Source organism: [Scytonema hofmanni] UTEX 2349, from assembly GCF_000582685.1.
Classification (GTDB): Bacteria; Cyanobacteriota; Cyanobacteriia; order Cyanobacteriales; family Nostocaceae; genus Hassallia; species Hassallia hofmanni.
Map to the genome: position 1 here is coordinate 801,926 of NZ_KK073769.1, position 19,628 is coordinate 821,553.

Consider the following 19,628-nt stretch of genomic DNA (forward strand, 5'->3'; position numbering starts at 1 on the left):
TTCCCGACTTCTTTAAGAAGTCGGGAATCTAACCTTTCACGCTCTCCCGATCCGACTGGTATATCAAGCAACAAAATAGTCACAGGAAACACTGCTCATGCATAAGGCTAAGATGCACCTAGAGACAGCATTAGATTTGGTAAAATCTAAAACTTGAATTTTTCATAAAAGTAAGACTCCTATTTTAAAAATATCGCAATCGTCGTAGAGACGTTCCACCGGAACGTCTTTACATTGTAGGTAATAAACCTTCGGAATTGGAAATCAAAACCCTTCAAAATTCAAATTAAAGTCCGAATATGAACCAAAGCAACAATAATATAGATGTTCGCGCTATTTTTGACCGCATTGCCCCTGTTTACGATCAATTGAACGATTGGTTAAGTCTGGGACAACACCGCATCTGGAAGGAAATGGCAGTCAAATGGAGCGAAGCCAAACCAGGTGATACTTGCCTAGATTTATGTTGTGGAAGTGGCGATTTAGCTTTGCGTTTAGCGCGACGTGTGGGAAGATTGGGAAAGGTTTACGGAGTGGACTTTTCCCCCAACCTGCTCTTAAGTGCCAGACAACGCTCAAAAGCGCAGTATCCCCAACCGCCTATCACTTGGGTAGAAGCAGACGTGCTAAACTTACCCTTTGAGAACAATTCTTTCGCAGCTGCGACGATGGGCTATGGTTTAAGAAATGTTACAGATATTCAAGGCAGCCTGAAAGAGTTACATCGCGTCTTGCAACCGGGGGCAAAAGCTGCAATTTTAGACTTTCATCGTCCCAGCAATTCGCAAATCCGCACTTTTCAGCAGTTTTATTTAGATAATCTCGTTGTGCCGTTGGCAGACTACTTAGGTGTGAAGGAAGAATACGCTTACATCAGTCCCAGCTTAGATCGTTTTCCCATCGGCACAGAGCAAATAGAGTTAGCGCGTCAAGTTGGTTATGCAACTGCCACACACTACCCCATCGCGAACGGTATGATGGGAATGCTGGTAGTCAGCAAATTTTAGATTGGGGACTAGGGACTAGGGACTGGGGACTGGGGACTAGAAACTGGAAACTGGAAACTGGAAAAATCCCAATCCAAAATCCATAATCCCCAATCCAAAATCCATAATTCAAAATTGGTACGTCCGAAATCCTGTGGATTGGTCTCATCTCTGGCTTTACGTGTCTCCCCCGGTAGTGGGTGGAATTATTGGCTATTTCACGAATGATATAGCCATCAAAATGTTATTTCGTCCCTACCGAGCGCTTTACATTGGTACAACTCGGGTTCCGTTCACCCCTGGATTAATTCCTCGCAATCAAGAACGCCTTGCGAAGAATATTTCTAATACAATTATGGGGTCATTGCTGACACCAGAAGAATTGCAAAAGCTGGCGCGGCGTCTGTTACAAACGGACCGTGTACAATCAGGGATTCTTTGGTTGTTGCAAATGGCGATCGACCAAATTAAAGGCGATAAAGAACATAAAAGTACGAAGATTGTCGCGGGAATTCTACGCGATTTATTGGGAGAATCTTTGCCACGTCTGCTGAAGGTTTTGGCGCGAAAAGAAGACTTTTTAGAAACGCAAATCAATCAAATTTTTGACCAAATATTACTGGAATTTCAACTCAGCGAAGAACAATCTACTCGGCTTGCTGATTGGTTATTGCAAGTAGTTTTACCGCCAGATGCAATCCGCCAGACAATCATTGATTTTTTAACAGATCGCACGATTCAAATTATTGATGAAAGCTTTCGCGAAAAAACCAGCGGAACTTATTGGGTAGTGGCAAATTTGTTTGGTTTACGCAATACTTTAACTCGATTGCGGACGTTTTGCTTAGATGAAAAAGAGGTGACAAATCAACGCATACAAGAATTAATTCAAGAATTGCAAATGCGCGATCGCCTCAGAAAAATCCTACAAAATATATCTTTACAAAACTTGCCAATGGGGACAGTGCGCCAATTACGAAAGACTACCCGCGAAAGTGTACGTCATTATCTGCAAACAAGTGGCGGTGATTTACTACAAGGATTAACTGATTCCGTTGACTGGGAAAATATTGCTTCAGTATTGCTAAATCGTCTTAGTAGTTCTCCGGTTGTTAGTTCTTCGTTAGATATGGTGAGTGAAGAACTGGCGCTAATTTTAGATAAGTATTTAGAAAAAGATTTAGAAAAGATTGTAGCTCAGGCGATACCCATTTTGTCAATAGATCAAGTGATTGTCGATCGCGTCAAGTCCACATCACCTGCTGATTTAGAAGCTGCTATTGAGGGAATTGTCAAAAATGAATTGCAAGCGATCGTTACTTTAGGTGGTGTTTTGGGTTTTATCGTCGGGTTATTTCAGTTAGTATTATTGTTTTTTAGTCAATAGAGATTTATACTTATTGAAATGCTCGTGAAGAGCGATGTCTTGGGACAAGTCGCTCCTTTGTCTACGCATTTTATTCAAAGTTGAAAAAATCAGGCGATCGCTCTGGTTATTATGCCTCACCTTCACTAGAAAGCAATAACTCCACCTTTTGAAGTGATAACCCAGTCACTCTCGCTACTTCTTCCACAGCCATTCCCCTGTTGAGCAGATTTACTGCAACCAGCCGAACACCCTCTTGAACACCTTCGGCTCTACCTTTGGCTTCACCTTCGGCTTGAGCTTCTTCCCAAATGTGTTGATAAATTACAGACTCCCGCATAATCTCTCTCCGTAAGACTCTTTTAATCAAAGGACTTAACTCTGTTAAGGTAATTGGTTCTCCTAACAACCAGCTAGCAAAGTCAGTAGAGAAGTTTTCCGCAAGAAATTTACAGACGTTATCGAACATTCCCAAATGCTATCATCAACTAACTAGCGAATTTCCTCTGTATTGTCGGCACAACGCCGGCGAAGTATTATTGCTAAGACTAAAATGCATCATATATAAGTCTAAAAATTATCCACTATCTGTAAATAGATCGTTAAACAAAACCAATATTATGCATTCCCAACTTAGCGATGCCCAAAATTTGCTTTCTGACTTGATTGCCCATTACTCATCTAGAGTAGATTATTTAATGATTCGCCTGGAAGAGGCAGAAGATACTGATATTTTCTTGCGTAGTGATAAAGTAGAAACCCTAAGCGTTGGTATTTCAATTGGTGGACAAATTCGCGCTTGTTATAAAGGTGGTTGGGGTTTAAGTAGTTTTAACCAGCTAGCGACAATTAAAGACCGGATAGAAGAAGCGATCGCCGCAGCGCGGATGGTTGGTGATGAAGAAACTATACTTGCCCCAATAGAAATAGTACAAGCAATATGCACTTTACCACTTACAGGTACTGACCCGCGAAAAATTTCCCTGGTGGAGAAAAAACAATTGTGCGATCGCTACACCGATTTACTCAAAAGTGTAGACCATCGCATCACCACTACTTCAGTTAGCTACGGTGACAGCGCTCAAAGAATCATCCTCGCTACTTCCGAAGGCACTTTAATTGAGCAATCTTGGGTGGATATGGAAATGCGCTTTGCCGCTACAGCTAAAGACGGCGAAACTGTGCAAACTGGCAGGGAAACCACCGGCTCTCGCAAAGCCTATGAAGATTTAACACATTTGGATGAACAAGTCAAGAGTACCGCTCAAAGGGCAGTAGCTGCTTTATCTCTGCCATCAGTCAAAGGTAATACTTACACCGTAGTTATTGACCCGATTCTCACCGGATTATTTGTCCACGAAGCCTTTGGACATCTTTCGGAGGCAGATGTGGGTTACGAAAATCCAGATTTGCTGGAAGTAATGACCATCGGTCGGCGGTTTGGTCCAAAAGAGTTGCAAATTTTTGATGGTGCTGCACCTCAGGGACATCGTGGTAGTTATTTTTACGATGACGAAGGCACACCTGCCACTACTACGCAACTAATTAAAGATGGCGTTTTGGTGGGACGTTTGCATTCTCGTGAAACCGCCGGCAAATTAGACGAAGCGCCGACAGGTAATGCCCGTTGTCTCAATTATCACTTTTCGCCAATAGTGCGGATGACGAATACCTGGATTGAAAGGGGTACAACGCCAGTAGAAAATTTATTTACTGGTATCAAAGAGGGTGTATACGCCCGGAATTTACTGGGGGGAATGACCAATGGAGAAATGTTCACCTTTAGTGCTGCGGAAGCATGGATGATTAGAAATGGCAAAATTGCCGAACAGGTGCGGGATGTAACGCTTTCGGGTAATGTTTTTCAAACTTTAGCAGATATAGAAGCGATCGGTGATGATTTTTACTGGGATGAGTCCGGTGGTTGCGGTAAAGGGGGACAAGATGGTTTACCTGTGGGTTGTGGTGGACCGAGTTTAAGAATACGTGATGTGGTAGTTGGAGGGGAAGCTTAATATTAGACATCTGGTAGAAAAGACGTAGAGACGTAGCAATGCTACGTCTAATGAAGGGTTTCGGGCAACGCATAATTAATTTATCAAAGAAGGCAGGAGGCAGAGGGCAGGAGTTGGTGTGAAAACTGCCCTCTGTCAGAGCGAGAAAGTGACCGCTCGTGTACAAGGGTCTAAAACCCCGCCGTCAACTGGAGCGCTTACAATGAGTGTTGGGATTTGAATCCCCATTCAAATTGTGCCTCCTGCCTCCTGCCTCTTTCAAGGAGATGTCTAATACAATAAGGCTAGATTAAGCAAACTTGCAGCTTTGATTATTTAGAAAAAGCATCCCACAAACAAGGACTTCTTCAATGACAGCTTCTATAGAACGTGGCTTAAACAAGATACCACCTTTAGAAAGTGGCGACAGACTCAGCCGTCACGAATTTGAGCGCCGCTATACAGCAATGCCGCACCTGAAGAAAGCAGAATTAATTGAAGGAGTCGTCTACGTGTCATCACCATTACGTTTTAAAAGTCATGGACAACCTCACGGTGATTTAATCGGCTGGCTATGGACTTACAAAGTTTCCACCCCAGGAGTAGAGTTAGGTGATAACGCTACAGTTCGCCTAGATTTAGATAATGAACCACAGCCAGATGTTCTACTATTAATAGATGAAAGATTGGGCGGACAAGCAAAAATTAGTGAAGATGACTACATCGAAGGTGCCCCAGAGTTAGTGGCAGAAGTTGCCGCTAGTAGTGCATCAAATGACTTGTATGATAAGAAACGCGCATACCGTCGCAATGGCGTGCAAGAATATATTGTTTGGCAGATTTTGGAAAATAAAGTTGATTGGTTCAGCTTGCAAAATGACGAGTATGTAACATTAGAAGCTGATGCAAATGGTGTGATTAAAAGTCTGATATTTCCCGGTTTGTGGTTAGATATGACAGCGTTATTAACGGGAGAAATGACTAAAGTTTTAGCGGTGTTGCAACAAGGTTTAAATTTAACAGAACATCAGGCTTTTGTTGAGCGGTTGTCACGACAATCTTAATAAAGCCAAATCTACCTGTTTTAACAATGCATCTTTAGTAGAGTTATTATCTAATATAATGTCAGCACGCGCTGCTTTTTCGGTAATTGGCATTTGACTGTGAATTCTGGCTTGTGCTTGTTCTAAAGTTAAATTATTCCGCTGCATCAATCTTGCTAATTGTTGTTCTTCCGAACAGCTTACTACCCAAATTTCTGTAACTAAATTTGTCATTTGCGCTTCAAATAGTAAAGGGACAACAAATACCAGTAGAGACGCGAAATTTCGCGTCTCTACAATCAAGCGATCGCGGACGTAAGGATGAATCAAATTTTCTACCCAACTGCGTTCTGCTTGATTAGTAAAGATAATTTCGCCTAATTTTGGACGGTTGAGGCTATTATCGGCAAGTAAAATTTGTTCACCGTAACGTTGAGCGATCGCTTGCAGAATTGGCGAATTTATAGATACTGCATCTCTAGCATATATATCTGCATCGAAAATTGGCAAACTATAAGCTGTAGCTAAATAATTTGCAACAGTACTTTTGCCTGTAGCGATACCTCCAGTTAAACCAATTATCCGTTTACTCATTTGACAACCAACAACTAACAACCAACCACTAACTACTTACTATCCACCCATTTTATCAATGCTTGCGTTAATCCTTCTAAAGTATGTTCTTCAGCTTCTACATCGACACGTCCAAGTAAAGAACGGCAATCTTTAGAGGTTTGAGGACCAATAGAAGCAATACAAATCCCTTCTAAATAATTTATTGTTGATTCTGAAAATAGTTTTGTTGTCATTTTATGAAAGCATTGTACAGTTTTAGAACTAGCAAAAGTAATAATATCCAAGCTTTTATTTTGTAACGCTAATTCTGCCGCTGGTGGGATGCTATTTGGACAGCAAGATTGATATGCGGCAACTTCTGTTACCTCTGCACCTTTTGCGGTGAATTCTTTCACTAAAACTTCTCTTCCACCGCTTTCAACTCTGGGAAATAATATTCTTTTTCCAGACAGTTCTTCGGGAAAGTTTACTATTAAGGAATCTGCAATAAAATTGGGGGGAATAAAGTCTGGTTGCAAACTTTTTTGTTTAAGACTTTGAGCGGTTTTTTCACCGACAACGGCAATTTTGATTTTAGCTAAAGCACCGTTATTTATATTTTGTGTGTTCAGCCTTTCAAAAAAGTAGTCTATGGCATTGGTGGAAGTGAGAATTAACCAATGAAAATCGGATAAATGCGCGATCGCATTATCTAAACCTGACCAACTCGAAGGGGAAACTATTTCTAATGTTGGCATTTCAATCACAGTAGCACCAACTTCAGTCAGGCGATCGCTAAATTGACTCGATTGTCCAACTGAACGTGTAACTAAGATTGTTTTATCGAGGAGGGAGAGAGATGAGGAGGGGGGAATATTGTTCACGGTTTCTTTGTGCGGAGAATTGTCTTAGTCTATATTCTCAGATTGCAGGTATCTGCGTAAACCGACAACTTCCCCAATGACAATTACCACTGGTGATAAAGACTCTCCAGCGGTTTCTTCGAGAATATTACCAAGTTGAGCGATGATAATTTTTTCTTGGGGAGTGCCTGCCCAACGGATAATGGCAATGGGTGTTAAATGCGATCGCCCATACCGCAGCAATTGATGTACAATTTCAGGTAGATTTCGCCCTCCCATCAAAATTACCAGGGTTTCTAAATGTGATAGCGATTCCCAATCTAAAGCTTCTGGTTCATGGGCTGTGAATACTGCAAAACATCGACTTAAAACTGGATCTGTCAGGGGAATTCCTGCAAGTAACGGTGCTGCTAAAGCTGAGGAAATTCCTGGTACTACTTCAAACTGACAATCTGCTTTTTTTAAAGCTTCAATTTCTGAAGTACAGCGTCCAAAAATAAATGGATCGCCTGATTTTAAGCGTACAACTTTTTGATTTTGCTGACAATGTTTGACGAGTAAGTTGTTAATTTCAACTTGGGATGTACTTGGTTTACCACCGCGTTTACCTACATCTAATTTGAGACAATCAGATGGTACTAATTCTAATAATTGGGCATCTATTAAAGCGTCGTAAACTAAAACTTCTGCCTGAGCTAAGAGATGATAAGCTTTGACGGTGAGGTATGCTACATCTCCTAATCCTGCACCTACGAGGTAGACTTTACCTTTTTGTTTAGTCATGACTTCTGGAGGATTTGGAACGTGCTCTAATGTAGTAAGCACGGAGAGTGCTTAAAATCTAAGATTTGAGCACTCTCCGTGCTCATTACGAATCAAGAAAGTTTAATTTATTTGTCTAGTGTTAATTTTTTGGAATAACTGATCAACTTTTTCAAGCATCTTGGAGTTTCTTTGTATTTGAAATAATTCTTTGGCTTTTTTCAAAGCAACGATCGCATCATCTAGCTGTTGTTGCCGTCCCAAAGTTACTGCTAAATTATAATAGGCGTAGCCATTTTTTGGATCGAGGCTGATGGCTTTTTTGTATTGAGCGATCGCTTCAGTTGGTTTACCTTGATCGTCTAGGGCATTTCCTAAACCGTTGTAAGCTTGTACATACTTGGGATCGAGACGAATTGTTTCTGTATATTCAGCGACTGCTTCTGTTAGCTTCTCTTGATCGTACAATGCTGACGCTAAGTTGTAATGAGCCGATACATATTTGGGATTAAGGCTAATTGCTTTTTGGTATTGAGCGATGGCATCATCTAACTTATTCAGTCTTGCTAAAGTCAAACCCAAATTAAAGTATGCTCCAGATTCTTTTGGTTCTAGGCTAATTGCTTTTTTGTATTGTGCGATCGCTTCAGTTGGTTTACCTTGATCGTCAAGAGTATTTCCCAAACCAATATAAGCTTTAGCAAAATTTGGTTGCAACTCGATTGCTTTCCTAAAAGCTGCTTCCGACCCTTTTAAATCTCCTTGTTTATAAAGATTTACACCTTCAGAGAAGCTTGCAACTGCGTTTTTGTTAAAAGGTGCTAGCGTATCCGATACGTTTGGTTTGTTTCCTTCGCCAACGCTGACAGTCACACCTAAGGCAGTATTAATATTTGTCAAACATAAGCCGATAATAGTTGCAGTCAGCAAATTTGTTTTCAGCATTTTTACTAAAATATCCACATTTGGTTTAAATGCTTACTTTGTCTTTTACTAAATCTATGATAATTTACTTGATCTAGCTGTCATTTTATCTAATAATTGAGTGATTTTCTCAACTTTTTCGGTTTGTCGTTGTTTTTGCAATAATTCTTTAGCTAGTTGCAAGTTTTTTATCGCTTCCTCTCGCTTCTCTTGCTGCATGAGAACATTAGACAGACGCAAGTAAGCATCAGCATATTTGGGACTGCGATTAATCACTTCACCAAAGATTTCTGCTGCTGATTCTAAATTACCTTGTTGAGTTAAGACATCTCCCAACAGCAAGCGCACCACATCATTAGTAGAGTTAATCGAAATTACTTTGCGAAAAACGGCTTCTGCACCTGGATAATCTTCTTTTTGATAAAGAGTTACTCCTTCTTGAAATAAATTTGAAGTAATCAAAGTTTTCGCAGAGAAATAAATCAAAAGGAATATAGCGAGGATGACTACAGCTATAGCAAAAATTGTACTTAAGGGAATTTCTAACATGATTTTAAGCCAAAAGACAAGCAATAGGGAAAATCAGATATTCGACGAAAAAGAGCTTCCAGATGAATTGATAAAATTTGGCGATCGCGCTTTTATCTTGCAAGTCTACTGACTTACTTTGAAACCACATTAAACCCAGCGCTGCAACATGAGTAATTACGGCAAAAACTGGATTAACTTCTGCGACACGTAACAGACCTACTAAAATCATACTAACGTAGCAAACAGTTAACACCCAAAGAGCCAAATTAAATACAGATTTTTGACCGAGTTGGAGAGTGAAAGTACTGATATTGTAGAGGCGATCGCCTTCCATATCGGGGATATCTTTAAAAATAGCGATCGCAAAGCTAAACACCACAATAAACACCGTCAAAACCCACACGGTAGAGGGAATTCCTTGGTTTCGTTGCAACAGCCAATTAAAGTGCAAAAACAGCCCCAAATTTACAATAGCTCCGCGCACACTAAAAATACACAAAGCCGCCCAAAAAGGAAACTGCTTTAAGCGAATTGGCGGTAAAGAATAAGCCGTCCCAATTCCCAAACTAATAGTTACTAACCCTAATAAAAATGGTCCCCCCAGCCACGCTATAACTAGTGCGAGAATCCCCGCAATACCTACAATTAATTGTCCAGTGCGGCGCGAAAATTCTCCCGCTGCTATTGGCAAATGAGGCTTATTAATTTTGTCAATTTCTACATCTTCTAATTGATTCAAGCCGACAATATAAACATTGCCACACAGACAAGCAATCCATGCTGCAAAAAGTTGACCTAAACTAGGAAAAGAAGATGAGGTAGCGCTAGTAATTAAATACAAACCCAACACACTCAAAGTAGTGCCAATAATCGTATGTGGACGAGAAAATTTCCAAAAAGCATACAACCAGCCACCGAGAAAATTAAAAGACCCTTGTTTAGAAATATGACCCATAATAATTTTTGATTCAAAAGACTTTGTTGGTTGATAGTTGATGGTTGATAGTTGATACCCACTAACCACTAACATTGTACAGACGCGATTAATCGCGTCTCCTAACCATCAACCACTATCTACTAACTACTATCCACTATCCACTACCCATTCCCTCATTTATTTCCACATAACAACCCAAATCGAATTAAACCACGTTCATAACCACGACTCATTAACCCCAGGGATAGCGCTCCAACAATAGTACTCCAACCCGATCGCAGTAATCCGAAAAATGCTTGGGGAGTGAACGCCGAATCAATAACTATATTCCAAAATGGGGCGACAGCAATAGACCAATCAGCAGTGTGCATATTTTGTAATGGAAGTTTGCGAGCGATCGCTTCATACTCAGGCAAAGAAATCACATAAGGCAAACAATACACCCGGTAAATATCCTGCAAATGCTTTTGCTCATCTTCACTCAGCGGTGACTCATCAATCGGACGATGACACCAAGTCACCATAATCAAAGTTCCACCCGGTTTTAGCACCCGATAACACTCTTGCATAAACTTGGCTTTATCTGGCATATGCTCGCCACTTTCTAGCGACCAAACCAAGTCAAAAGAATTGTCAGCAAAGGGCATTTCTTGAGCATTTGCTACCTGGAAATGACATCTACCACTCAAACCAGCTTCTTGAGCGCGTTCCGTGGCTCTAGCAGCTTGCACGGGACTCAGAGTAATCCCTGTTGCCGAAGCATTAAACTTGTTTGCCAAGTACAGAGAACTACCACCAATTCCACAACCCACATCGAGGATATTCTCTGCTTGCTGCACTCCCGACCATTTGAGTATTTCTTCGATTAAGTCTATTTGCGCTTGACGGCGGTCTTTTTTCAGCTTTCCATCTGCACCATAATAGCCGTGGTGCATATGTTCGCCCCAAATTTCTTCCCACAGACCGGAGGAAGCATCGTAAAACTGCTGAATTTGTTGGTAAAGTGTTGTACTCATGAATTTATTGGGCATTGGGCATTGGGCAATTGAAGAGGGGAAAAGGGGAAAGGGGAAATGCCCTAATCCCTAATCAAACATATTGGTAGGCTACCATGTGTGTTTTTAATTAAATAAGGGTATTTTTGTTTTCAGGGAGGGTCAGCCCTATTTATCCATGTTGTAAAAATTTAAATTTATAAATCTTACCTTGATATGACTGTTGCTCGCACAATTTGTTTGGGATTTCTGGCTGTAATTGCCGTGGGAACGATTTTACTGATGATGCCTTTTTCTACCAGCAATGGTACGTGGAATGACTTAATTGTGGCATTATTTACTTCCACATCCGCAGTTTGCGTTACAGGTTTATCAGTAGTTGATCCTGGTACTTATTTTTCCTTTTGGGGACAGTTGTTTATTGCTTTACTAGCTCAAATTGGCGGGTTAGGCTACATGACAACCACAACTTTTCTGATTTTGCTAATTGGGCGTAAGTTTGATTTGCGACATAAAATGGCGATTCAACAAGCTTTAGACCGACCGGGAATGAGTGGTAGTACGCAAGTTATTCGCTCAATCATTGCTACAACTTTGATTTTTGAAATTACTGGGGCATTTTTACTTTTACCAGCTTTTGTTCCCAAGTATGGATGGAGTCAAGGACTTTGGTTAGCGATTTTTCATAGTATAAATGCTTGGAATAATGCCGGTTTTAGTTTGTTTAAAGATAACTTGATTGGGTATCAGTCATCTTTTTTAGTAGTCTTTACCATCACAGGCTTGATTATCTTTGGCGGAATTGGTTATCAAGTAATTTTAGAAATGTATATTTGGTTAAGCGATCGCCTGAGTAAAAAAACAGAAAGATTAGTATTATCCTTAGATTTTAAAGTTGCTACAATCACCACAATCATACTTTTAATCTTAGGAACTATTGTATTCTTGGCTATAGAAATCAGAAATCCTCAAACCTTTGGTAATCTCAGTTTTCGCACCCAATTATTAGTTGCTTGGTTTCAATCAGTTACACCTCGAACGGCTGGGTTTAACACTATTGATATTGGCAAGATGACAAATGCTGGTTTGTTTATTACGATTGCATTGATGTTTATTGGTGCAAGTCCGGGTGGTACGGGAGGGGGAATTAAAACAACAACTTTGCGAGTTCTTACTAGTTGTACAAAAACCATTCTTCAAGGAAAAGAAGAAGTTTTATTATACGATCGTAAAATAGCAACATCTTTAATTTTCAAAGCAGTCGGTGTGTTAATAGGTTCAATAATAACCGTTATTATTTCTACACTTTTAATTAGCATCACCGATCCAAAATTGGATTTTATTCAGATTTTATTTGAAGTGGTGTCAGCGTTTGCTACAGTTGGTCTGTCTACAGGAATCACCGCAAATATAACTATACCTGCAAAGCTCATTTTAATTATTACAATGTATATTGGAAGAGTCGGTGTTTTACTACTAATGTCAGCTTTATTAGGAGACCCCCGTCCCAGCAGAATTCACTATCCCGAAGAAAATTTACTCGTGGGCTAGTTAGAAAAATCAGGAGAATAAATAATAGACATCTCCATAAATTAAATATGCGTCATCCAGGACCCTTGTAGAGACGCGAAATTGAACTTGGTCTCGCTTCGCTAACGCGTCTCTACATTCTTTTTCACCAGATGTCTAATAACTAATGACTAATTAAATATATGTATACCAACTGATAAAATGTAACTTATTAGGCAATAAATAAAAATGTTCAACTTTTTCGGTAGAACTATTTATTGTCTTAGATATAGACAGGGAAAATAAGGAAAACATCTGTGAATCTGTCATCGTTAGGTTTTTTTCGCAGTCTACGTCACGATAACCGCCAATTTGCCGTAATTGGCTTAGGTCGCTTTGGTCGCTCAGTATGTTCCACACTACATAAACTAGGCTACCAAGTACTGGCAACAGATATTAATGAAAAGCGGGTATCCGATGCATTGACAGAGCAACTAGTTGGTCATGCTTTGCAGTTAGACTCAACGGAACCCGCAGCACTGAAAGAAGCTGGAATTTTTGAATTTGATACGGTAATTGTCGCAATAGGAAACTACGTTCAAGAAAGTATTATCACCACACTGAACGTCAAGGAGGGTGGTGTACCTCACGTAGTTGCTAAAGCCTCTAGTGAAGTTCACTGCAAGCTGTTGCGACGTGTGGGGGCAGATCATGTTGTATTTCCGGAGTTTGAAGCAGGTTCTGCGCTAGCGCGATCGCTCACCAAGCCTTCAATCTTAGATCGATTTGACCTTGACCCAGATAACAGCATTGTCGAAATTATTGTACCTGATGAATTTGATGGTAAAACTATTGCCGAACTTCAACTTCGTAACCGCTATGGGTTAAATTTGCTGGCAATGAGTCACAATGGTAAATTTATCATTAATCCTGACCCAAGTAAGCATCTAGAGCGCGGTTCAGCAATAGTAGTTATTGGCTGCAACAAAGATATTAATCGTTTGCCAATTTAAAAAATGGGAATAGGGCATTGGGCATTGGGCATTGGGCATTGGGCATTGGGCATTGGGCATTGGGCATTGGGCATTGGGCATTGGGCATTGGGAATTAAAGAGGCTCGATTTTTGATGCGCGTTCTATATCTAATAGCATTCTTTCCATGCCCCATGCCCCATTACCTATTACCCATTCCCACCCACGTTCGCAGGAGTTTGTAGAGGCGTTTCTGGTAGATTTGGCATTTCTGGCGGTAAAATGGGCTGTTGTTCAACTGAAACTGGTACATCCCCAGGATTGCTTTGTGTTTCGGTTGGAGAAGTTTCTGGTTGATTTGGTGTTTCCGAGGGAATTGAGGTTTGAGTAACTTCAGGTTGGCTTTTCTTTTCGGCAATTTGCAGCATTAGTTGCTCAACCTTATTAGCTTCTGGAAGGTTGCCTAATTCGCGGTATTCATTGCGAGCGCGTTTAAATGCTGCATTAGCTTTGCTCATTTCGCCTTGATTGTAGAAAGTTACTCCCAAGTTGTAATAAGCTAAAGCATTCTTCGGATTTTGACTAAGTGCTTGCTTGTAAGCAGTAACAGCCTCTGAAGCTTGACCAACACTTGCTAGCAGACTGCCCAGATTAGAGTAAGCGATCGCATTTTGAGGATTTAGCTTTATCGCTTGACGATAAGCGACGATCGCTTGGGGTATTTCATCTTGCTGTTGTAAGGCGATCGCTAAGTTAAAATATGCATTGGCATTACTACTATCAAGATTTATTGCTTGCTGATATTCGGCGATCGCTTCTTTTAGCTCACCTTGTTCATAGAGTGCCAATCCCAAGTTATAATGTGCTGCAACCATTGTTGGTTCTATCACCAACGCTTGGCGATAAGCAGTAATTGCCGGTTCTTTTTGTCCTTGTTTTTGGAAGGCTAAAGCTAGGTTATAATAAGCCTCACCCAAATTAGGATTTATCCTAATCGCTTCTGCATACTCTTGCACTGCTGCTTCCAACCGATTTTGTTGTAAAAAAATATTACCCAAGTAATTGCGTGCCAGCCCCAAATTTGGATCTCGCTGCAACGCTTGACGAAAGGCATATTCAGCACTCAATAAATCATTGCGGTTATAGCGCGTCACTCCCTGCTGGTAATAACTAGCTGCTTCTAAATCTTGAGTGACAACATTTTCCTGGGCAAGCACCTTGCTTCCTGGTAAAGTAAATGTTGATGTCATAAGCAGCAAAAACCCAGAAGAAGAAAGCAGCACCATTTTGGAGGTGCAAACAAACCGCTGACAAAGTTGATATTTTTTAAACATGAATGGTATACCTGGACTTATTGTTAAAGGCTTATAAGTCAGAGTACCCACCATCAAAGAGAAAATTAACATCGGGCATGGGGCATCGGGCAATGGGCATGGGGCATGGGGCATGGGGCATCGTCCCTTTGTGAAATACGCGATCGCTTCTTTTTATTCCCATTGCCCATTGCCCATTGCCCAATGCCCAATTCCCTAATTTCTTGCTTCTGGCAAAATGAGCATTGCATCACCGAAGGAATAAAAGCGATATTGAGAAGCGATCGCTTGCTGATATATATTTAATAATCTTTCCCGACCAATTAAAGCACTCACCAGCATCAGTAAACTAGAACGTGGCAAATGAAAATTGGTAATTAAACCATCAACCACTTGCCATTCATAGCCTGGATAAATAAATAAGTCTGTCTTGCCGGAAAATGGCTGCAAATTGCCAGATTTAGCCGCTCCTTCTAAAGCACGCGTTACCGTTGTTCCCACAGCAATAATCCGACCGCCAGATGCTTTTGTAGCGCGAATTTGCTCTACTGTTTCCGGGGGGACTTGAATAAATTCTTCATGCATTTTGTGAGTAATAACATTCTCCACTTCCACCGGGCGAAAGGTACCCACGCCTACATGCAAAGTTATAAAAGCTTGATTAATGCCGCGATCGCGCAAGCGCTGCAATAATTCCGGTGTAAAATGTAGCCCAGCTGTCGGAGCTGCGATCGCTCCTGGATGTTGAGCATAAACTGTTTGATATTGTTCGCTTTGGGCTTTGGATTGTGTGATGTAAGGTGGCAAAGGTACTTCACCATACACATCCAACAATTCCACTAAAGAAACTCCCTCCGGCAAATCAAATTGCAACAGACGTCCCCCAGTTGCTTCATCCGTCTCCAGAACTGTAGCAGTCAGGGAAGAGGAGATGGGGATGGGGGGAGGGGGGGAGGATGAGGAAGAAATTTCTCCTTGTCCCCCTTGTCCCCCTTGTCCCCCCACTCCTCCACTCCCCCACTCCTCCAATCCCCTTGCTGCAAAAATAATCTCTGCACCCACTTTGAAGCGTTTTCCAGGCTTGACTAAAGCTAACCAACAGTTGTGGTGTCGTTCTTCTAACAACAATACTTCTATTTCTGCGCCAGTGGATTTATGACCATATAACCGCGCTGGCAGAACCCGCGTATTATTCATAACCAGCAGATCCCCTGAGTGTAATAGCTCCGGTAAATCACGAAATATGTGGTCTAAAGGTGCTGAATATTTGCCTGTGTTAGGAGAATTTACTAATAAAAGCCGGGAGGTATCTCTAGGAAGTGCTGGATTTTGAGCAATCAGTTCTTGAGGTAATTCATAATCATACCCAGCTAATGAACGATCTAAGTCAATGTTTTGTACTTCCTGGCTAAAAGTTGAATTCATATTGCTTACTGCGGGTATGAGGTGCATCTATCTAAAGATAGTTTTATTTTATTAAAAGCGATCGCTTAATTTCGTCCCTAAATTTTACGATGGATACTATTGAGTAACACCTAAACAAGAATATAAAAATTGGGTAAACCTCCCCATCGAAAAACGGGGGCTTTTACCCTAGCCAACAGTCCGGTCATCTATAAATATAGAAGTATATGATTGGCTTTGATCCCAAGCACCAAGATGGAATATTTGTATTACCTGGCAAATGCCAGTTTAACTCTAAGGGTGGTTCAGCACCTGCACGGCAGACCCCAGACACCTGTTTCATTCGTTACCGTCATTCATCAGATTGATGGCTGGGTGGTTAGGGTAAAACTAAAAGGTAATGTTACACCTCAAGAAGATGGCGATTTTCGAGCTTTCTTCAGTGAGTTAGGAATTAGTTACGACCCACCAATGCGAGTGCAAATGGCGCTTTGGAGTTTGGAAGCAGGGCAGTGTCCTGTTGATGTGATGCGTCGCTATCAGGTAGCAATAGTTTCTCATGGAAACCCAGAGAAAGAAGAAATTGAAGCGTTTAGACAACAGTTTGTCCGGGGACTGGGCTACTGTCCAGAAACGTTAGCGTAATTCCATATTACTAAATTAATATTGCAAATAATTGTGGCTAATAGCTGCTTGTGGGAAAAGCTATTAGCCATTAGTTATTAGACATCGACCGCTATGCTTATGATGCGTTACCACAAAGCCAAGAGACGTAGCACTGCTACGTCTCTACATTGATTTTCAATTTCGCGTGTCTATTGTGATTTAGCTATTTAAATCGAAAGCTGCGGGAATGTATTCTTGCAACGTTAAGTGATATACTCCATTTGAGGAATTAGCTAAAACTTCAGAGCTAGCCATAACCGAATCCGGCAATTTTTTTGAGATTCGCTGACAGTGTACTATAGCAACATCAAATCGGCAAGCATAATCCGCTCTCTCAGGATACTCTGATAAAAATATCTGCGCTGTACGCCAAAGTTTTGCTTGCTTTTGTCGAGTGATAGCGCTTCTTCCCCCTGCATCCCAATTACCAGAACTGCGAGTTTTGACTTCAATAAATGCCAGCATCAAGTTATCTGCTTTCCCGTTCTCAAATTGGGCAATGATGTCAATTTCTCCCCAACGACAAGAAAAGCGACGATGGAGAACGATCCAACTATTGGATTGTAACCATTGCGCTACTAAGTCTTCTCCTAAAGTACCGATATCGGGATAATGAGATGAAGGAAGATTCGCCATTGGTTAAAAATAGCATGAATTCTATAAGTAGCGATCGCATAACAATTGCTTTTACCAAATCTCCAACTCAGCTAGGGTTGCAGGGTAAAACACTAAATCACATTTGGGCAAGCATACTCAGTTTATTGCTTTGGCTATCAGTTTCCATCACGGCATGTTTCTATTTTGTGCCAAACGCTTTGGCGCTAGAATATAACAAAGAAATTCTGATCCAAGCTGATTTCTCAAAACGTGATTTAACAGATTCTAGCTTTACTAAAGCTAATCTGCGCTATAGCAACTTTAACCATTCTAATTTACGCGGTGTCAGCTTTTTTGCGGCAAATCTAGAGTCGGTAAATTTAGAGGGTGCCGATCTCACAAATGCGACTCTAGACTCAGCTCGTTTGATAAAAGCGAATTTGACAAATGCGGTATTAGAAGGTGCGTTTGCCGCTAACGCTAAATTTGATGGTGCGATTATTGACGGGGCAGATTTTACTGATGTACTGCTGCGTCGGGATGAGCAAAACAAACTTTGCAAAATTGCCAAAGGTACAAATCCCACAACGGGACGGAATACCCGCGATACTTTGTTTTGTTCGTAAACAAAGTTAATAGTAACGTGCGTCGTGAGGGTCAAGTGATCCTCACATTACTTTTAGGACACAAGTTTCAACAAAAGTCTAACTTAGTTTTCCGCCACTTTGACAACAGTAAAGTGTATGGGAAACACCGCTTCTAAAAATCTATGCAAATCTATCCCTTAAGAAAATCTGCACAAACCGAACTTAACGGTTTATGTTCTGCCCTCTTACAAACTTTGGCGGGACGGAAACCGACCCCGCCAAGTTTGCGCTATATCAAGTGTCTTACAACTTGCTCAATCGAGCTTGACCTGATACTCCCAGTTAGAGACCATCAATGGTGGTTGATGAAGGACGGTATTGTATTATATTTTTTGAAGATTAGTTCGTGTTAAGTGTTTGTTTGATTTTCACACCAACTAAGCTTTGACAACTCGCACTAATCAGGCGCAGTCTTATTATATCGCACTCATCCTAATTTACACAGAATTAGCTCTTTTAATTCTAGATAATTCTATGTATTAGGAACGCAGCAAACAGCCCTGCATTCTTAGCTGTCTTTTTCCGGTACAGTGGCTTTTTGTCAAATATCCAGGGATAGATATTTAAAACAACTTCTTGTTAAGTTTTATGACAATTGAGGTAGGTGTGTGTTAGCTTACACAAAACTTTAAACTACAGCTTCTTTTTTCTGACAATCAAAAACTACCATCAAGGTGATGTCAGGTGTTAGTTGGCGTAAAAGCCGCAAATGACCTTCTGCATCAGACCGATTGCGGAATCGAGCGACAATCTCCTGTTGCGTATCTGGAAGCAAACGAGCAACAGCCCAAGAACTAAGACGCTTTTTGTAAGCGATCGCACCAGAAGAAGAGACGGAATCGCTGCAATCTGTATTTTGTAGCATGATATATGTTATCCTTTTGTGTTGGAGCCAAGGGCGTTAGTAAGTCTCTTGGCGGGGATGGACTAACGCCTTTTTAAATGATGCTCCCACTTGGATATCACAGTAATTCTAGATTGTCAACGGCACCCTCGCCACTTTAATAATTGATGAAAGCGAGAATTTTTACAACCAGGTGCGACTTTCAATTACTTAAGTAAGTCAACGTTCATTAAATATAAAACCTGCGTAGGGTAGGCTATAGTAAGCCGTAACACACCCTACATTCTCACAATGACAATTAAGAGCGTTTTGTTCAGCAACGCTCTGATTACCAATTTTTACCTAGCAAAGATTCAAATTCAGATTGTAAAGCTTTGATATCAGCAATTCTTGCCACTAGTAAATTATCAGTGCCGGCATCAGTTAAACGTGATTTCCAGTAGCCAATACTGTCTGAATTGTTCAACCAAAACTGAATCACCGTATCTACGACTTGATCCAAGTCCCAATTCCATTTAGGCGGAACTGGTTCTACAGACTCGATCAATGCATCAAGAGTACATTTATGCGTTCCTATGTATTCTACCCCTTGATGTTGCGGTTTTTGGCAAATGTGCTCTTGATGATTAAAAAATTGCAAAACAGGAGATACACCTACAATATCAAAAGAGTACTTCATTGCAGTTGTCCCGGTTAATTTTTTCTTATTTTTACTTCTAT

At 40.8% G+C, this 19,628-nt stretch carries 20 protein-coding genes and 2 pseudogenes; 8 read left to right on the forward strand and 14 right to left on the reverse strand.

The features are described 5' to 3' along the window. Window positions 1-299 precede the first annotated feature (299 nt). Together ubiE and TOL9009_RS0133750 are read left to right on the forward strand one after the other, a co-directional pair. Complete coding sequence (gene ubiE / locus TOL9009_RS0133745) at window positions 300-1,007, forward strand: bifunctional demethylmenaquinone methyltransferase/2-methoxy-6-polyprenyl-1,4-benzoquinol methylase UbiE (RefSeq protein WP_029637765.1); 708 nt, start codon at window positions 300-302, stop codon at window positions 1,005-1,007. Between the two features lie 133 nt (window positions 1,008-1,140). Then, window positions 1,141-2,373 (forward strand): DUF445 domain-containing protein, encoded by a 1,233-nt coding sequence (locus TOL9009_RS0133750; protein WP_029637766.1) that lies wholly within the window; start codon window positions 1,141-1,143, stop codon window positions 2,371-2,373. A 349-nt stretch (window positions 2,374-2,722) separates the two neighbouring features. Here the strand turns inward: TOL9009_RS0133750 and TOL9009_RS50935 are convergent. Next, window positions 2,723-2,821: pseudogene (locus tag TOL9009_RS50935) on the reverse strand (Rpn family recombination-promoting nuclease/putative transposase); the annotation flags it as partial. Window positions 2,822-2,972: 151 nt separating this feature from the next. Between TOL9009_RS50935 and TOL9009_RS0133760 the strand changes: the two are divergent. Together TOL9009_RS0133760 and TOL9009_RS0133765 are read left to right on the forward strand one after the other, a co-directional pair. Next, window positions 2,973-4,367 carry a TldD/PmbA family protein gene (locus TOL9009_RS0133760; RefSeq protein WP_029637768.1) on the forward strand — a complete coding sequence of 465 codons (1,395 nt, stop codon included), beginning with the start codon at window positions 2,973-2,975 and terminating at the stop codon, window positions 4,365-4,367. Between the two features lie 350 nt (window positions 4,368-4,717). Beyond that, on the forward strand, window positions 4,718-5,410 hold the full coding sequence (locus TOL9009_RS0133765; protein WP_029637769.1) for a Uma2 family endonuclease: 693 nt from the start codon (window positions 4,718-4,720) through the stop codon (window positions 5,408-5,410). On the opposite strand, the gene coaE is transcribed toward TOL9009_RS0133765, so the two are convergent. The 6 genes and pseudogenes from coaE to TOL9009_RS0133800 all read right to left on the reverse strand — a co-directional run bounded on the left by coaE (window position 5,396) and on the right by TOL9009_RS0133800 (window position 10,977). Further along, entirely contained in the window at window positions 5,396-5,983 is a 588-nt protein-coding gene (coaE, locus tag TOL9009_RS0133770) for a dephospho-CoA kinase (RefSeq protein WP_029637770.1), read from the reverse strand. The two genes, TOL9009_RS0133765 and coaE, sit on opposite strands and share 15 nt — an antisense overlap. A gap of 32 nt (window positions 5,984-6,015) precedes the next feature. Then, window positions 6,016-7,590: pseudogene (cobA, locus tag TOL9009_RS44080) on the reverse strand (uroporphyrinogen-III C-methyltransferase). Window positions 7,591-7,692: 102 nt separating this feature from the next. After that, window positions 7,693-8,532 carry a tetratricopeptide repeat protein gene (locus tag TOL9009_RS41385; RefSeq protein WP_051503194.1) on the reverse strand — a complete coding sequence of 280 codons (840 nt, stop codon included), beginning with the start codon at window positions 8,530-8,532 and terminating at the stop codon, window positions 7,693-7,695. Between the two features lie 36 nt (window positions 8,533-8,568). Continuing rightward, window positions 8,569-9,042 (reverse strand): tetratricopeptide repeat protein, encoded by a 474-nt coding sequence (locus TOL9009_RS0133790; protein WP_029637773.1) that lies wholly within the window; start codon window positions 9,040-9,042, stop codon window positions 8,569-8,571. A gap of 4 nt (window positions 9,043-9,046) precedes the next feature. Beyond that, window positions 9,047-9,979, reverse strand: coding sequence for a homogentisate phytyltransferase (locus TOL9009_RS0133795; RefSeq protein ID WP_029637774.1), 933 nt, complete (start codon window positions 9,977-9,979; stop codon window positions 9,047-9,049). Between the two features lie 155 nt (window positions 9,980-10,134). Beyond that, window positions 10,135-10,977 (reverse strand): methyltransferase domain-containing protein, encoded by an 843-nt coding sequence (locus TOL9009_RS0133800; RefSeq protein WP_029637775.1) that lies wholly within the window; start codon window positions 10,975-10,977, stop codon window positions 10,135-10,137. 195 nt (window positions 10,978-11,172) lie between these two features. Here TOL9009_RS0133800 and TOL9009_RS0133805 point away from each other — a divergent pair, with 195 nt between their 5' ends. Continuing rightward, window positions 11,173-12,507: a TrkH family potassium uptake protein gene (locus TOL9009_RS0133805; RefSeq protein WP_029637776.1), complete on the forward strand. Its 1,335-nt coding sequence runs from the start codon at window positions 11,173-11,175 to the stop codon at window positions 12,505-12,507. A 275-nt stretch (window positions 12,508-12,782) separates the two neighbouring features. Continuing rightward, entirely contained in the window at window positions 12,783-13,478 is a 696-nt protein-coding gene (locus TOL9009_RS0133810) for a potassium channel family protein (protein WP_029637777.1), read from the forward strand. Here the strand turns inward: TOL9009_RS0133810 and TOL9009_RS48110 are convergent. Genes TOL9009_RS48110 through queA form a run of 4 tightly spaced genes read right to left on the reverse strand, consistent with a single transcriptional unit; the run spans window position 13,475 to window position 16,175 of the window. Further along, on the reverse strand, window positions 13,475-13,633 hold the full coding sequence (locus tag TOL9009_RS48110) for a hypothetical protein (protein ID WP_186227750.1): 159 nt from the start codon (window positions 13,631-13,633) through the stop codon (window positions 13,475-13,477). The genes TOL9009_RS0133810 and TOL9009_RS48110 overlap by 4 nt on opposite strands. A gap of 13 nt (window positions 13,634-13,646) precedes the next feature. Then, complete coding sequence (locus TOL9009_RS0133815; RefSeq protein ID WP_029637778.1) at window positions 13,647-14,771, reverse strand: tetratricopeptide repeat protein; 1,125 nt, start codon at window positions 14,769-14,771, stop codon at window positions 13,647-13,649. A gap of 31 nt (window positions 14,772-14,802) precedes the next feature. Next, window positions 14,803-14,955, reverse strand: a complete 153-nt coding sequence (locus TOL9009_RS48115) for a hypothetical protein (protein WP_186227751.1) — start codon at window positions 14,953-14,955, stop codon at window positions 14,803-14,805. 11 nt (window positions 14,956-14,966) lie between these two features. Further along, a complete protein-coding gene (gene queA / locus TOL9009_RS0133820; protein WP_186227752.1) occupies window positions 14,967-16,175 on the reverse strand; it encodes a tRNA preQ1(34) S-adenosylmethionine ribosyltransferase-isomerase QueA in 1,209 nt (402 codons plus the stop codon). A gap of 234 nt (window positions 16,176-16,409) precedes the next feature. Between queA and TOL9009_RS0133825 the strand changes: the two genes are divergently transcribed. Then, entirely contained in the window at window positions 16,410-16,799 is a 390-nt protein-coding gene (locus tag TOL9009_RS0133825; RefSeq protein WP_029637780.1) for a hypothetical protein, read from the forward strand. Between the two features lie 180 nt (window positions 16,800-16,979). Here the strand turns inward: TOL9009_RS0133825 and TOL9009_RS0133830 are convergent, their stop codons facing one another. Then, on the reverse strand, window positions 16,980-17,456 hold the full coding sequence (locus tag TOL9009_RS0133830) for a YraN family protein (protein WP_029637781.1): 477 nt from the start codon (window positions 17,454-17,456) through the stop codon (window positions 16,980-16,982). A gap of 14 nt (window positions 17,457-17,470) precedes the next feature. Between TOL9009_RS0133830 and TOL9009_RS0133835 the strand changes: the two genes are divergently transcribed. Continuing rightward, entirely contained in the window at window positions 17,471-18,043 is a 573-nt protein-coding gene (locus tag TOL9009_RS0133835) for a pentapeptide repeat-containing protein (RefSeq protein ID WP_084763442.1), read from the forward strand. A gap of 649 nt (window positions 18,044-18,692) precedes the next feature. Here the strand turns inward: TOL9009_RS0133835 and TOL9009_RS0133840 are convergent. Both TOL9009_RS0133840 and TOL9009_RS0133845 read right to left on the reverse strand, forming a co-directional pair. After that, window positions 18,693-18,929, reverse strand: a complete 237-nt coding sequence (locus TOL9009_RS0133840; protein WP_029637783.1) for a hypothetical protein — start codon at window positions 18,927-18,929, stop codon at window positions 18,693-18,695. A gap of 307 nt (window positions 18,930-19,236) precedes the next feature. After that, window positions 19,237-19,587, reverse strand: coding sequence for a hypothetical protein (locus TOL9009_RS0133845; protein ID WP_029637784.1), 351 nt, complete (start codon window positions 19,585-19,587; stop codon window positions 19,237-19,239). Window positions 19,588-19,628: the final 41 nt, after the last annotated feature.

Bases quoted from the DNA above. Each gene is read 5' to 3' on its own strand.
- TOL9009_RS0133800 (WP_029637775.1), bottom strand. From the start codon at position 10,977: ATGAGTACAACACTTTACCAACAAATTCAGCAGTTTTACGATGCTTCC.
- queA (WP_186227752.1), bottom strand. From the start codon at position 16,175: ATGAATTCAACTTTTAGCCAGGAAGTACAAAACATTGACTTAGATCGT.
- TOL9009_RS0133845 (WP_029637784.1), bottom strand. From the start codon at position 19,587: ATGAAGTACTCTTTTGATATTGTAGGTGTATCTCCTGTTTTGCAATTT.
- TOL9009_RS48110 (WP_186227750.1), bottom strand. From the start codon at position 13,633: ATGGGGCATGGAAAGAATGCTATTAGATATAGAACGCGCATCAAAAAT.
- TOL9009_RS0133825 (WP_029637780.1), top strand. From the start codon at position 16,410: ATGGAATATTTGTATTACCTGGCAAATGCCAGTTTAACTCTAAGGGTG.
- TOL9009_RS0133830 (WP_029637781.1), bottom strand. From the start codon at position 17,456: ATGGCGAATCTTCCTTCATCTCATTATCCCGATATCGGTACTTTAGGA.
- TOL9009_RS0133760 (WP_029637768.1), top strand. From the start codon at position 2,973: ATGCATTCCCAACTTAGCGATGCCCAAAATTTGCTTTCTGACTTGATT.
- TOL9009_RS0133805 (WP_029637776.1), top strand. From the start codon at position 11,173: ATGACTGTTGCTCGCACAATTTGTTTGGGATTTCTGGCTGTAATTGCC.
- ubiE (WP_029637765.1), top strand. From the start codon at position 300: ATGAACCAAAGCAACAATAATATAGATGTTCGCGCTATTTTTGACCGC.
- TOL9009_RS0133835 (WP_084763442.1), top strand. From the start codon at position 17,471: ATGAATTCTATAAGTAGCGATCGCATAACAATTGCTTTTACCAAATCT.
- TOL9009_RS0133765 (WP_029637769.1), top strand. From the start codon at position 4,718: ATGACAGCTTCTATAGAACGTGGCTTAAACAAGATACCACCTTTAGAA.
- coaE (WP_029637770.1), bottom strand. From the start codon at position 5,983: ATGAGTAAACGGATAATTGGTTTAACTGGAGGTATCGCTACAGGCAAA.
- TOL9009_RS0133840 (WP_029637783.1), bottom strand. From the start codon at position 18,929: ATGCTACAAAATACAGATTGCAGCGATTCCGTCTCTTCTTCTGGTGCG.
- TOL9009_RS0133795 (WP_029637774.1), bottom strand. From the start codon at position 9,979: ATGGGTCATATTTCTAAACAAGGGTCTTTTAATTTTCTCGGTGGCTGG.
- TOL9009_RS0133790 (WP_029637773.1), bottom strand. From the start codon at position 9,042: ATGTTAGAAATTCCCTTAAGTACAATTTTTGCTATAGCTGTAGTCATC.
- TOL9009_RS0133815 (WP_029637778.1), bottom strand. From the start codon at position 14,771: ATGTTTAAAAAATATCAACTTTGTCAGCGGTTTGTTTGCACCTCCAAA.